The organism is Formosa sejongensis (genome assembly GCF_033447105.1).
GTDB lineage: Bacteria > Bacteroidota > Bacteroidia > Flavobacteriales > Flavobacteriaceae > Formosa.
Genome location: NZ_JAWQUN010000006.1, coordinates 78045 through 92326, shown reverse-complemented (window position 1 = coordinate 92326; position 14282 = coordinate 78045). Strand labels below are relative to the sequence as shown.

The 14282-nt window shown below is 31.1% G+C and carries 12 protein-coding genes; 8 read left to right on the top strand and 4 right to left on the bottom strand.

Features of this window, described 5'->3' with window-relative positions; all coding sequences use genetic code 11:
- The first annotated feature begins 56 nt into the window (after nucleotides 1-56).
- From R6X41_RS08465 to R6X41_RS08445, 5 genes are read left to right on the top strand one after another with little or no spacing between them, the layout of a single operon-like run.
- Nucleotides 57-1505 carry an MBOAT family O-acyltransferase gene (locus tag R6X41_RS08465; protein WP_318499254.1) on the top strand — a complete coding sequence of 483 codons (1449 nt, stop codon included), beginning with the start codon at nucleotides 57-59 and terminating at the stop codon, nucleotides 1503-1505.
- Entirely contained in the window at nucleotides 1506-2414 is a 909-nt protein-coding gene (locus R6X41_RS08460; protein WP_318499252.1) for a hypothetical protein, read from the top strand. It begins immediately after the preceding gene.
- 18 nt (nucleotides 2415-2432) lie between these two features.
- Nucleotides 2433-3410: a GNAT family N-acetyltransferase gene (locus R6X41_RS08455; RefSeq protein ID WP_318499250.1), complete on the top strand. Its 978-nt coding sequence runs from the start codon at nucleotides 2433-2435 to the stop codon at nucleotides 3408-3410.
- Nucleotides 3407-4507 carry a DegT/DnrJ/EryC1/StrS family aminotransferase gene (locus R6X41_RS08450; protein WP_318499248.1) on the top strand — a complete coding sequence of 367 codons (1101 nt, stop codon included), beginning with the start codon at nucleotides 3407-3409 and terminating at the stop codon, nucleotides 4505-4507. Before R6X41_RS08455 ends, R6X41_RS08450 begins: the two co-directional genes overlap by 4 nt.
- Nucleotides 4508-5872 (top strand): O-antigen translocase, encoded by a 1365-nt coding sequence (locus R6X41_RS08445; protein WP_318499246.1) that lies wholly within the window; start codon nucleotides 4508-4510, stop codon nucleotides 5870-5872. It abuts the gene before it with no gap.
- A gap of 4 nt (nucleotides 5873-5876) precedes the next feature.
- On the opposite strand, the gene R6X41_RS08440 is transcribed toward R6X41_RS08445, so the two are convergent.
- Nucleotides 5877-7016, bottom strand: coding sequence for a glycosyltransferase (locus R6X41_RS08440; RefSeq protein ID WP_318499245.1), 1140 nt, complete (start codon nucleotides 7014-7016; stop codon nucleotides 5877-5879).
- A gap of 29 nt (nucleotides 7017-7045) precedes the next feature.
- Here R6X41_RS08440 and R6X41_RS08435 point away from each other — a divergent pair, with 29 nt between their 5' ends.
- Entirely contained in the window at nucleotides 7046-8149 is a 1104-nt protein-coding gene (locus R6X41_RS08435) for a glycosyltransferase (RefSeq protein ID WP_318499243.1), read from the top strand.
- Nucleotides 8122-8556, top strand: a complete 435-nt coding sequence (locus R6X41_RS08430) for a sugar 3,4-ketoisomerase (RefSeq protein WP_318499241.1) — start codon at nucleotides 8122-8124, stop codon at nucleotides 8554-8556. Before R6X41_RS08435 ends, R6X41_RS08430 begins: the two co-directional genes overlap by 28 nt.
- Here R6X41_RS08430 and R6X41_RS08425 read toward each other — a convergent pair.
- From R6X41_RS08425 to R6X41_RS08415, 3 genes are read right to left on the bottom strand one after another with little or no spacing between them, the layout of a single operon-like run.
- Complete coding sequence (locus R6X41_RS08425; protein ID WP_318499239.1) at nucleotides 8532-9464, bottom strand: glycosyltransferase family 2 protein; 933 nt, start codon at nucleotides 9462-9464, stop codon at nucleotides 8532-8534. The genes R6X41_RS08430 and R6X41_RS08425 overlap by 25 nt on opposite strands.
- Nucleotides 9457-10344: a glycosyltransferase family 2 protein gene (locus R6X41_RS08420; RefSeq protein WP_318499237.1), complete on the bottom strand. Its 888-nt coding sequence runs from the start codon at nucleotides 10342-10344 to the stop codon at nucleotides 9457-9459. The genes R6X41_RS08425 and R6X41_RS08420 overlap by 8 nt, the downstream gene beginning before the upstream one ends.
- Nucleotides 10345-10368: 24 nt before the next feature.
- Nucleotides 10369-11052, bottom strand: coding sequence for a cell division ATP-binding protein FtsE (locus R6X41_RS08415; RefSeq protein ID WP_318499235.1), 684 nt, complete (start codon nucleotides 11050-11052; stop codon nucleotides 10369-10371).
- 183 nt (nucleotides 11053-11235) lie between these two features.
- Between R6X41_RS08415 and R6X41_RS08410 the strand changes: the two genes are divergently transcribed.
- Nucleotides 11236-14253, top strand: coding sequence for a tetratricopeptide repeat protein (locus R6X41_RS08410; RefSeq protein ID WP_318499234.1), 3018 nt, complete (start codon nucleotides 11236-11238; stop codon nucleotides 14251-14253).
- Nucleotides 14254-14282: the final 29 nt, after the last annotated feature.

Genomic DNA, 14282 nt, shown 5'->3' with positions numbered 1-14282 from the left:
TTTTATTTCTCAATTTTCTATTGAAATTAGAGTAAGATACAGACGAATATTATTTTATGTTATTCAATTCAATAGATTTTGCAGTGTTTTTACCAATAGTTTTTATACTCTATTGGTTTGTCTGCAATACAAAATTGAGCATTCAAAACCTCTTAATCGTTGCCGCTAGTTATTTCTTTTATGCTTGGTGGGATTGGCGTTTTCTATCGCTTATCTTTTTCAGCACGACTGTCGATTATTTTATTGGTTTGGCACTCTCTAAACATCAAGACGAATTTAAAAGAAAACTATTACTTTGGACAAGCGTTTCTGTTAATCTAGGAATGTTGGGCTTTTTTAAATACTATAATTTCTTTCTCGAAAATTTTGTTCAAGCCTTTTCTTTATTCGGATCTGATTTAAGATACAATTCCTTAAATATTATTCTGCCTGTAGGAATCAGTTTTTATACATTTCAAACGTTAAGTTATACTATAGATATTTATAGAAAGCAATTAAAACCCACGAATAATTTTGTCAATTTTATGGCATTCGTAAGTTTTTTTCCACAGTTAGTTGCAGGACCAATTGAACGCGCAAGGGATTTGTTGCCTCAATTTCAAGTTAAGCGAACTTTTAATTTCAACAAGGCAGTCGATGGTTTAAAACAGGTGCTTTGGGGCTTGTTTAAGAAAATGGTTATCGCCGATAATTGTGCCATTTTTGTCGATGAGTTTTTCGGAAACCAAGAAGCATATTCTGGAAGTACACTTTTAATAGGCGCTTTTTTCTTTACTATTCAAATATATTGCGATTTTTCAGGATATTCAGATATTGCTATTGGTGTGTCTAGATTATTCGGTTTTAATCTATCAAAGAATTTTGCTTTTCCTTACTTTTCAAGAAACATAGGCGAATTTTGGAGGCGCTGGCATATATCGTTAACCACATGGTTTAGAGATTATTTTTATATTCCTATTGGAGGAAGTCGAGGTTCTAAACTTTTTCAAATCAGAAATACCCTTTTAATTTTTATAGTTATTGGGTTTTGGCATGGAGCTGCATGGAAATTTATTGTATACGGACTTATAAATGCATTGCATTTTTTACCAATTATTATCTGGGGTAGAAAGAAATCGAATAAGGAAGTCGTTAAAACCAATAGCCTTATGCCAAGTTCAAAAGAGCTATTTGGTATTTTAAAAACATTTACTTTTTTGGTTTTGGTTCGTGTATTTTTTAGAGCAGACGATTTGCATAGCGCAGTAAGTTATCTTGGAGAAATATTTTCATCTTCAATTTTTACCATTCCAGAATTTGAAAATCGAACTGGAGCCATTCTTGTTTTTCTGGGTATTATTGTTTTTATGTGCATGGAATGGATTGGTAAAACAAGCGAATATGCGATAGAAAAATTTGGTATCGCATGGAAACGACAGTACAGGTGGGCTTTTTATTATATCCTTATTTTCTGTATTTTTTACTTTTACGCGAAACCACAACAGTTTATTTATTTTCAGTTCTAAATGAAGAAATTTCTTAACATATTTATATTTTTCTGCCTTCCTGTTTTTGTTATAGGATTTTCTTTAGAGGTGTTGCTGCGACATATTCCTAATGGATATCAAGTTAAGTCCGATTATTTAATAACACATCAAGAAAGCATAAAAACATTGTTAGTTGGAAGTTCTCATATTTTATATGGAATCAATCCTGTTTTTTTAAGTAAAGAAGCGCTTAATTACGGTAATGTGTCTCAGACTATAGATATAGATTACGGGATTATTCATCAAAATTTAAACAATTTAGAGGCGTTAGAAACAGTTGTTTTAAGACTGTCTTATACTACACTTTTTGAGCAATTAAAGCATGGAAATGAAAGTTGGAGACTTAAAGATTATACGTTGTATACAACTGTAGACCTTGATTCTAAATTAAAATACAATTTCGAAATTTTAAGTGTCAAGCTTAAGTATAATCTAGAACGGATTTATAATTATTACATTTTAAAAGAAAACTTTGAACTTGTTAATAAAACAGGCTGGGGCAGAAGTAAAGTGTATGATAGTACCGCAAATATTGATGAAGTTGGGATTTTAATTGCAAAAAAGCATACGATTACTAATGATGAATTGTATGTTGAAAATTTAAAAATACTGGAAAGTATTATTGAAGAGTGTAAAGAAAAAGGTGTCAAAGTTATATTAGTCACCATGCCGGCATATACAAGTTATGTTCAACATCTAGACCAAGATCAGTTAGAAAAAACAATTTCAGCTGGATTATTTATGCAGAATAATTTTACAAACTGTAGCTATTTTAATTTTTTAGAAGATAAACGATTTGGTACACAGGATTTTTTAGATGCAGATCATTTGAATGAATATGGTGCTGAAAAATTTTCGAAAGTAATTGATAGTATACTTAGTCAATAAAAAACGTATTTTTAATTAATGAATCAGATTAGAGTAGAACGCTATAATAAGCATGATTTTAAACTTTGGAATACTTTTGTTTCTAAAGCTAAGAATGGGACATTTTTGTTTCATCGGGACTTTATGGATTATCATGAAGATCGTTTTGAAGATTATTCCTTAATAGTTTTTAAAAACGAAAAGGTAATCGCCATTTTGCCAGCAAACAAAAAAGACGATGTGCTCTATTCTCATCAAGGTCTAACCTATGGCGGATTACTATTTGAATCCAAACTAAAATTTCAACAGGTTTTAGAAATCTTTAAATCAGTTTTGGAGTGGCTTTCGTTAGAAGGTGTTTTAATTTTAAAATTAAAGATGTTACCTTCTATTTATTCTGCTATACCAAACGATGAAATATTATATTTAATGTTTCTGGTACAGGCAGATTTGTACCGTCGCGATTCACTTTCTGTTCTTAATTTGAAATCACCTATTCCCTTTTCGAAAAACCGAATAGAAGGCTGTAAACGAGCAAAAAAACACGGATTAATTATAAAAGAAGTCGATACGTTCGATGCCTTTTGGAACACGATTTTAATTCCGAATTTGATAACGAAACATGAAGCATCACCTGTACATAGTTTAGAAGAAATAACGCTGCTTAAATCTAAATTCCCAAATAATATTCGTCAGTTTAATGTGTATCAAGAAGGAGAACTTGTTGCAGGAACGACTGTTTTTGTTACCGATCGTGTTGCACATTCACAATACATTTCTGGTAATGCTTCAAAAAACACTTTAGGAAGTCTAGATGTATTGCATGCGCACTTAATTGAGGTCGTTTTTAAAGATAAAGCGTATTTTGATTTTGGAACGTCGAACGAAAATGATGGGAAACAAATAAATAAAGGACTGCAATATTGGAAAGAAGGTTTTGGGACAAGAACAATTATTCAAGACTTTTATACGTTAGAAACAAAGAATTTTACTGCTTTAGATAGCGTTTTAATATGATTAAATTTTTAGACTTACATAAAATTAATGCACGCTTTCATATCGCATTTCAATTAAAATTTCAAGAATTTTTAGATTCAGGGTATTGTGTTTTAGGTCAAGGAGTAGAAACGTTCGAATCTGAATTTGCTACGTTTTGTGGAACTAAACATGCCAATGGAGTTGGAAATGGATTAGATGCAATTACACTTATTTTAAAATCGTATATAGCTTTAGGGAAGTTACAAGAAAACGACGAAGTTTTAGTGCCAGCGAACACCTATATCGCAAGTGTTTTAGGTATTATGCAAGCAGGATTAAAACCTGTTTTTGTTGAACCAGATTTAGAGACTTATAATATTTCAATTTCAGATTTAGTACAAAAGATAACTTCTAAAACCAAAGCTGTACTAGTAGTTCATTTATATGGACAGTTAGCAGCGATGGATGCTATTCAAAATATTTCGAATCAGAATAATTTATTAATAATAGAAGATGCTGCACAAGCACATGGTGCCGTTTATAAAGATGGTAGAAAAGCAGGAGCTTTAGGAGATGCCGCAGCTTTTAGTTTCTATCCGAGTAAAAATTTAGGAGCCTTAGGCGATGGAGGTGCTGTTACAACTAACGATTCTAAGCTTGCTGAAACCATTAAAAAACTTCGAAATTATGGTACATCCTCAAAATATGTAAATGAGTTAGTTGGCTGTAATTCAAGGTTAGACGAAATTCAAGCCTTGTTTTTAAGTGTAAAATTAAAACATCTAGATTCTGATAATAACTTTCGTAGAAAAATCGCAAATCGGTATCTCTCAAATGTTGAAAATAATAAAATAATACTACCTTTATGCTCAGATTTGAATGCTCATGTATTTCATCTTTTTGTAATTAGAGTAGCCCAAAGGGACGATTTTATAGCTTATGCAAAAAAGCATCACATCGAAACTTTAATTCATTACCCAATCCCTCCTCATAAACAAGAAGCGCTAAAAGGATTTAATTCTTTAAAGCTTCCGGTAACGGAGCAAATTCACAATACAGTTGTGAGTTTGCCAATAAGTCCTGTAATGGACGATAAAGATGTGGATTATTTGATAAATGTTTTAAACGCTTATTGATTGAAAAAATTAATAAATTATATAAATAATAATGTTTTAATTAAGGTCGCCTCATTAAATTCGGCGTCTGTAATTACTAAAATTGTTACGGGATTCTTAACGTCTAAAGCCATCGCTATTTTTATAGGCCCTGAAGGCTTGGCTTTAATAGGGAATTTAAGAAACTTAGTGAGTTCTATGCAATCCTTTGCGATTTTAGGGATGTATAATGGCGTTGTTAAATATATTGCTGAGTTTAAAAACAATACAATTGAACTTAGTAGGATGTTGTCCACATCATTTTATCTCGGTTTTATTTCAACTATACTCGTCTCCTTTTTCTGCTATTATAATGCAGAATATATAAATACCCTTATTTTTCCTACCTATAACGACTATGCTTATGTAATTCGAGTCATGGCAATTGCGCTTCCGTTTTATTCCATGAATATGTTCGCGTTTTCTATAATGAACGGATTTTCGAAGTATAAAATGTTGCTCGTTATAAATATTATTGGTCAGATTTTAGGATCTTCTATTACGCTTATTTTAATTTATCAGAACAGAATAGATGGCGCTTTAATTTCTATTGTAATTGCAGAGTCTATTATATTCTTAATTACGCTTGTTGGCGTTGTAAATCAACGTAGTTTAATCCCGTTAATTCGTTCTAGTCAAGTTAGTTTTGAATATATAAAGAAGTTAAGTTCTTATTCCGTTATGGCTTTGTTTTCGGCCATAATACTACCTCTTGTAGCTATTTCTATTCGTACTTATATTATAGATAATATAGGATATAAAGATGCTGGATTTTGGGAAGCGATGGTTAGAATTTCGAAATATTATTTAATGTTTGTCAGTTCTTTAATGTCGTTGTACATCTTACCGCGTTTCTCTGAAATTGATAATGTTAAGGATTTTAGAGACGAAGTTTTTGGGTTCTATAAGACTATAATTCCCGTGTTTGGTTTAGGATTATTGGCTATCTTTTTATTGAGACGATTTATTGTTGCGATTGTATTTACAGATGAATTTAAACCTGTTGAAGATCTGTTTTTATGGCAATTGTTAGGCGATTTTGTAAAAGTCCTTTCTATCGTTATTTCATATCAGTTTTTAGCAAAAAAAATGTTCTGGCATTACATTGTAACGGAAGCTTTTTCTGTATTAATTTTGTATTTAACAAGTATTTATTTTATCGATTTATATGGAGTTAAAGGTGCAACTATAGCACATTTTGTAACCTATGTAATGTACTACGGGATTATCTTACTTATTTTTAGTTCGTCTTTATTTGGTGTGTTGCCAGAGAGTGAAATAGTATCAGAAGAGTCTGAATCAGAAGCGGAGGAAGATGATAATAAAGAAGAGAACGATAAAAATTAATTATTTAATGCTTTGCCCAAAGTTTTAAATACAGTTCTGCAGACATTTTATAATGGTGTTTGTCTTCTATAAAAGCATGTGCGTTTTTAGAAATGGTATCAATCTTATTCGGATTTAGAATCAACCATTCTAAGGTGTTAACCAAATAATTCACATCTGGCAAGGCGTTAATTGCAACTGTGTTTTCTTTCAAGTTGTAGTAGTCAAGCCATTCTTGTTCAGCGCCAGTAAAAACGACTTTTCCTTTTGCCATTGCTTCAAGTGCGTTAAACCCTTGATCGTAAGCATACACTTGATCTAGGACAATATGTGCTTTATTAAAAGCTTGAATATACGCATGGTATGGAAGATCTGTAACTGTTAAAATTTCAATTTTATCTTTGTATCTGTTCTGAATTTCAACTAAAGCTTCAGTAAAAAAATTATTGCCTTTTTTGTAATATTTTGAAGCGTTTATACCATGAAATATAACAATCTTGTCTGAGGTATTTAAAGGAATATAATCTAGAATATCTGTATTTATAGGATTAGGAACAAGTCCGAGATATTTTGGATTATTTACTAATGGGATATGATAATCTAAATCTGAAGCGATTACACCTTTAATATTTTTATAAATATATTTATGTAAGTTCTTGTAGCGTTCGGTTGTGAATTTTAAGGCATAATAAAACGATTTTTCAGATGCTCGACCTTCAAACAATGGATTTAAAATTGAATATTTAAATCGTTTTTCCATGGCATAATTCACGCTGATATAATCAGTACCACACGACATTAAAAACACATTTTTATTGTTTTCGAAAATGAATTTTAATAATTTGACTTCAACCTGAGGTATAGTGTTGAAAGCGTTTTCATTAATAAGCTGAACGACATCATATCCTTTAAGTCGTTCTTTAACAGCGTTAAATTGTTTATGAATATCTAATGAAATTAAATCGATTTTAAAAAGCTTGTAGATCACGCGTTTTACGAATTCGGAAATACCAGATTGATATTTTAGATTCAGTTTTATATCGACTGGATAATCTTTAAAATGATCTCCAAACCCGATAATAGTAACAAAATGACCTCCTTTTTCTAGCCCCTCTTTTAATGAATTGTGAAGTCGGCTATATTCGCCGATTAATAAGATTTTCATTTAGTATATTTGAACGATTAAAACACTGTATGCAAAGTAACAATAAAAAGATTTGTATCGTAGCATCCTCTCTAGGAAAAGGAGGAGCGGAAAAATCGACTGCACAGTTATCTGAGATGTTGCATGATTTGGGGCATGATGTTCATATCGTGATTGTTTTAAATCATGTCGATTTCGAATACAAAGGCACGCTCTTAAATTTAGGTGCTTTAAAAGACGAAAATGATACTTTACGAGGTCGATTACAACGTTTAAAGTATTTTAAAAAATATTTAAAAGTACAACAGTTTGATGTTGTTATAGATAGTCGATCTCGCGGCCAAGCCTATCGAGAGTTTTTTATTTCTAAATGGGTGTATTCTGGAATTCCTGTGGTTTATGTGTTGCATTGTTACGAAATTGGAAAAGCATTTACACCGTATAAATGGCTCAATACTTATTTATATAAAACCGCAAAAATGGTTACAGTTTCTAAATTGGCAGCAACACATTTTAGAAAAGAATTAGGTTTGGTTAATGTAGAAACCATTTATAATGGTTTCAATTTTCTGGAGATTAACGAGAAGGCCGAATCTGAGGTTTCTGATATATCTGAGTTAAAAAAATACATTATTTTCTTCGGAAGAATTCATGACGAACCTAAAAATCTAAAACTATTATTAGACGCTTATAAACAATCAAAACTACCTAATGCTAATATTAAGCTAATATTGATTGGTGACGGGCCAGATTTAGAAGATATTCAAAATTATGTGTCTACATTAAAATTAAATTCATGTGTCCTTTTTAAAGGGTTTACAAAAAATCCCTATCCATATGTAAAACATGCACATTTTGCCATGTTAACGAGTAGGCATGAAGGATTTCCTATGGTTATTCCAGAAACATTAGGTTTAGGTACACCAATGATTTCTGTAGATTGTAAATCGGGACCAAGCGAGGTTATAACTTCGGGGTTTAATGGGCTTTTAGTCGAAAATTTTAATACAGAGGCAATATCTGAGGCAATGAATAGTTTTATATCAAACAGCACTTTATACCAAACCTGTAAATCGAATACACAAGAAAGTGTGCAACGGTTTTCGGTTAAAAACATAACAAACGATTGGAAACAACTACTAGACAAAATGTAAATTCAACAGTACACGATTTACAACGCATAGAAATACCTAAAATAAAAGAAGCTCGCGGAAATATAGCTGTAATAGAGAAGGATTGTATTCCTTTTGAAATAAAACGTGTTTACTATCTATACGATGTGCCTAGTGATGCTTCTCGTGGCGGTCATGCACATAAAACGCTGTATCAGTTTTTAGTTCCTTTAAGTGGAAGTTTTGAAATTCGTGTAAAAGATGGAAAAAACGAGCGTTTAATTACTATGAATAAACCAGATATAGGCTTGTTAATTGTGCCTGGAATTTGGCGTGAAATAGAAAATTTTTCATCAGGTTCTGTATGTTTAGTTTTAGCTTCTAAAGAGTTTGATGAAGAGGATTATATTAGAGAATTCGAAGATTATACCTTGTTTAAAGGGATATAGTATACTTTTTTTCCTTTTAAAGATTTTAACTTCAAAAGTGTTTTTAAAAGCCAAGAAGGACAGTATAATAATATTCTCTGATGAGTTCGAATGTTTTTTAAATCGATAGCAGTTTTATAGAATGTATATGCCGTTCTATTTCCGTTTAATCGACTTAAAATAGCTAAGGAATATCTGTTTCTATCTACAAATGCTTTTAAATCTGAATTTTTAGATTCTTCAATTTTATACTTGTCATATTTAGGTTTAGTATTTGGATTAAAAGAAGTGTTAGATAAACTATCGTTAATGTATTTATAATGCACCAATACGCTGTTTAAAAAGACCACATTATAATGCATCCCAATTCGAATCCACATATCGGTATCTTGTCCGGATTTTATAGAGGTATCATACCAACCCGTGGTGTCAATAATATCTTTCTTAAAAATAATACTAGAACTTGTTAATAAGGTATAACTATGCGTGCTATTTTTAAAATAGTCTCTAACTTTTATTAAATCATTATCTTTAAAATTATAAGTAACAGGTATAATTCTATTGTTATACGTATTTGCAATAGCACAGGCGAATACATGTTCTTGGGGATGATTTTTTATTAAAGTAACCATGTCTTTCAAATAGTTAGGTAGCCAAATATCGTCGCCGTCAAGTAAGGCAATATATTGAGTTGAGGCTTCTTTTATACCTCGATTTCTCGCGGCAGAAGCGCCTAGGTTTTGTTGACTGAAAACACGTAATCGCGTGTCTTTAATTTGATGTAATATATCTAAACTTTTATCTGTCGACCCGTCGTTAATCGCTATTATCTCAAAATTTTTGTAGGATTGATTGAAAACAGATTGTAGCGTGTTCTCTATATGAGCCTCCTTATTGTAAACAGATATGATGACAGATATTTTAATCATTTTTTTTATTTAAAGTACATAAGTAACCAAAACGATAAAAATCAAATACATATAATTTTGGATTGCCTGAAAGTAAATTTTTAAATAAAAGAGGTGTGGTGATTTTAAAGACAAAAGCCACAATAAATTTAAGGTGTAACTTGCCTATAAATTCATAATATTTTATAAATTTCACATCTTCCGAATTTATTTTATTTAAATTATAATACACGAATAAGTTACGCGAAGAAGATTCAATCTTATTAAGATATTCTTTGTTAGTGTCTAATTGTAAATGATAAACAGGATTGTTTATTTGCTTTATTACGTACCCTTTGTTTAGCAGTTCTATAGAAAATAGGGTGTCTTCATGTCCGTAATTATCGTGATTTTCATCAAATTTTATACTGTTGAATACTTCTTTTTTTATTGCAAAATTGGCAGTAGTAAAATGCTTCGTTTTCTTTTTTAAACGTTCATTAAAAGATACAGCTTCTCTTTTTATACCATAAAGATATCTTAGTGAATATTTAGTATCGTTATTAGGTTTATAAGCAAGACCACCAAAAATGACTTTATTCTCTTTTAGTGCATTATAATAATTTAAAATAAAATGCGGTTCAGAAGGTAAGGTGTCACAATCTAGGAAGATAAGATGGTCAAATTTTGAAATTTCAGAAAGTCGATTTCTTATTCGGCTTCGTCCAATATTTTTTTTAAGTTGAATAAATACAACATTTTTGAATAGAGAAAAATCAGAGTTAGAATTTTTTAGTACAGTTGAAGCATCATCAATAACAATAATTTCTGTCTTAAATGGTAGTAATTCAGTTTCTTCAATAAGTTTAACTATTAACGGTAATATGTTATAATTATAAGTAGGAATAAGAATAGATACCATTAAAATTTTAAGTGTTTTATAATCTTAATTTTTTCGTTGCACGACTTCGTAAAGTTGGTTGTTGTCGCACTTTAATGTTTTACTTGGATATTTAAGAAGCAAAGCATAATCGTGAGTCGCCATTAAAATCGTGTTTCCGTTTTTGTTAATATCTTGGAGTACTTTCATAACCTCAATACTAGTCTGAGGATCCAAGTTTCCTGTTGGCTCATCTGCCAGTATAAGTTCTGGATCGTTAAGTAAAGCACGTGCAATAGCCACACGTTGTTGCTCGCCGCCAGAAAGTTCGTGTGGAAACTTAAAGCCTTTGGTTTTCATACCTACTTTTTCTAGAACTTCATCGATGCGAGTTTGCATTTCTGTTTTGCTCTTCCAACCTGTAGCTTTTAATACAAAACGTAAGTTTTCATTTATATTTCTATCAACTAAAAGTTTAAAATCTTGAAAAACTACGCCAAGTTTACGCCTTAAAAACGGAATTTCTCTTTCTTTTAAGGTTTTAAGATTAAAGTCTACAATACTACCTTCGCCCTGTGTTAGGGGTAAGTCGCCGTAAAGCGTTTTCATGAAACTACTTTTTCCAGTTCCTGTTTTTCCAATTAAATAGACAAAATCTCCTTTAAAAACTTCAACATTTACATTAGAGAGTACAAGATTATCGCCTTGAAATATAGAAACATCTTTTAAATGGAGAACTGTTTGCGACATAAGAATAGACCGTTTTTTTGGTGTTGTAAATGTATCATTTTATAATAACTTATAAAAGACTGTAAGATTGCTTTTTTTAATTAATATTTGCAAATTTGTGTATTTAATGAATAATTATTATGATATATTTTCGTTATAGAATTTAGATTAAATTATCTTTGATTTAAATAAAACTTAAGGTTAATGACTAGAAGTAAGATTGTATTATTTTTAATAGTAATTATGTTGAGTGGCAAAATGTTGGCACAACAAACAGCAATTTACACAAACGATCGGGTAGATTATTTAAAAGCATTGTCTTTATATAATAGCAATCAGTTTTTAGCAGCTCAAAATATTTTTACAACCATTCAAAAGGAAACCAAGGATATGGTTCTGAAATCTGAATGTGCGTATTATATTGCGAGTGCCGCTATTCGGTTAAATCAGATTAAAGCAGACGATTTAGTAGAAAGTTTTGTAGTAGATTATCCCACAAGTCCAAAACGAAATTCAGCATACATAGATGTTGCAGATTTTTATTTTAAAGGCGGAAAATATGCCCGAGCAAAAAAATGGTACGACCGTGTAGACGAGCGTTCGTTAACCGTTTTAGAAAAGGATAGATATTATTTTAATAAGGGGTACACTGCTTTTGCAACTAAAAATTATAGTAATGCAAAGTTGTATTTAACTAAAGTTGAAAATTCGGCAACTTATGGTGCTCAGGCCAAATATTATATTGGGTATATGGCTTACCAAAGTGATGATGCTAATCAGGCAAATCAGTATTTCGATCAAATTAAAGATCAGCAGAAGTATAAAGATAAAATGTCTTATTATAAAGCCGATTTAAACTTTAAATTAGGAAACTTCCAACAAGCCATTGCCTTATCTAAAGAGCAATTACCATACAGTAGTAGAGATGAAGAATCTGAACTTAATAAGATTATAGGAGAGAGTTATTTTAATTTAGGAAATTACGACGAGGCAATTCCGTATTTAACGCTTTATGAAGGTAAACGCGGGAAGTGGAATAACACCGATTACTATTTGTTAGGCTATGCATATTATATGCAAAGTGATTACGATAGAGCAATTTCAGAATTTAATAAAATTATAAGTGGTGATAATGGTGTAGCTCAAAACGCATATTATCATTTGGGTGATAGTTATATTCGTTTAGATAAAAAAACAGAAGCATTGAATGCCTTTAGAAATGCTTCGCAAATGGATTTTGTTCCTCAAATTCAAACAGATGCTTGGTATAATTATTCGAAAATTAGTTATGATATAGGAAATCCATACGAATCTGTTCCTTTGGTTTTAAGTGGTTATTTAACTAAATATCCAGAAACCGCTTACCGTTCTGAAGTTGAAGGATTATTGGTCGATTCGTACATCACATCTAAAAACTACAAAGAAGCTTTAAAATTATTAGAAGGCAAGAAAGATGCTGCAAGTAAAGAAGCATATCAAAAGGTTTCTTTTTATAGAGGATTAGAGCTTGTTGAAGCTGAAAATTACTCTGAAGCTTTATTATTTTTCGACTACTCTTTAAAAGAACAAATTAATCCAGAATATACAGCACGTGCCAATTTTTGGAAAGGAGAATGTAATTATAACTTAAATAATTATGCCGAAGCAGTTTTAAATTTTAAAGCATTTAAACAGTTTTCAACTTTAAATTCTGAAGAAGGGAAAGTAGTAGATTATAATTTAGCTTACGCGTATTTCAAACAAAAAGACTATGCACAAGCAACAACCTATTTTAGTGCCTTTACACAAAATTATACCGAAGATCAAGTAAAATTAAATGATGCCTATTTGCGATTAGGAGATGGTTATTTTGTAGCTAGCAATTACGAAAGTGCTATTAAGGCCTACAATTCTGCAATCGAATTAGACGAAATTGAATCGGATTATGCTGCTTTTCAGAAAGCTATTAGTTATGGTTATGGAGGAAATTCTAATACAAAAGTTTCACAATTAGAACTATTTATTGATACATACCCGAAATCGAAATTAAGAGACGACGCGATGTACGAATTAGGAAATACGTATACAAAATCGAATCAGAACGACAAAGCTGTAATAATGTACAATCAGTTGGTTACAGAATATAGAATGAGTTCTTTAACACCAAAAGCGATGCTTCGTGAAGGATTAATTTTTTATAACGACAATCAGAATCAGAAAGCATTAGAACGTTTTAAAACTGTTGCAGCAAATTATCCAAGTACTCCAGAGGCCATTCAGGCCGTGTCTACAGCACGCTTAATTTATATAGATTTAGGAGAAGTTGACACATATGCAACATGGGTAAAAACTCTAGATTATGTTAGTGTTACGGATGCCGATTTAGATAACTCTACTTATGAAGCAGCCGAGAAAAAGTATTTAGATAATGACACAGACAATGCAATAAAGCAGTTTAATGGCTATCTAAATCAATTTCAAACGGGACTACATGCCACACAAGCTCATTTTTATTTAGCTCAATTATACTATCAAAAAGGATTAAAAGCGAATGCTTCACCACATTATAAATTTGTTGTAGATGCACCAAATAGCGAGTTTTCTGAAGAAGCCTTAGTCCGTTTGGCTCAAAGTTATCTAGATGGAAAAAACTGGATAGATGCTATTCCTGTATTAGAGCGTTTAGAGGTCGAAGCTACTTTTCCTCAGAATGTAATTTTTGCACAATCTAATTTAATGAAAGCAAACTATCAATTAAGTAAATATAATAGTGCGGTAAGTTATGCTGAAATAGTAATTGCGAATAAAAACATAGATAACAAGATTAAAAGTGATGCTAATATTATTATAGCTAGATCTGCTTATAGTTCTAAAGACTTTGTTCGTGCTAGGGAGGCTTACGAAGTGGTAAGCGTAGTTGCAACAGGAGAAACTGCTGCAGAGGCTTTGTTTTATAATGCATATTTTAAAAATCAAGATGGAGATTTTGAAGGCTCGAATGTAGCTGTGCAGCGTTTGGCAAAAGATTATTCTAGTTATAAATATTTTAGTGCTAAAGGCTTGGTAATTATGGCAATGAACTATAAAGAATTAGGCGATGCTTTTCAAGCAACATACATCTTAGAAAGTGTGATTGAAAACTTTCAAGAATATAACGATGTTGTTTTACAAGCGAATAATCAGCTAACACAAATTAAGAAAGAACAGGCTAAAACCAATTCTTCAGTACAAACCCAAAACTAACCTTAATTGGTCATAAAATCTACTTATAT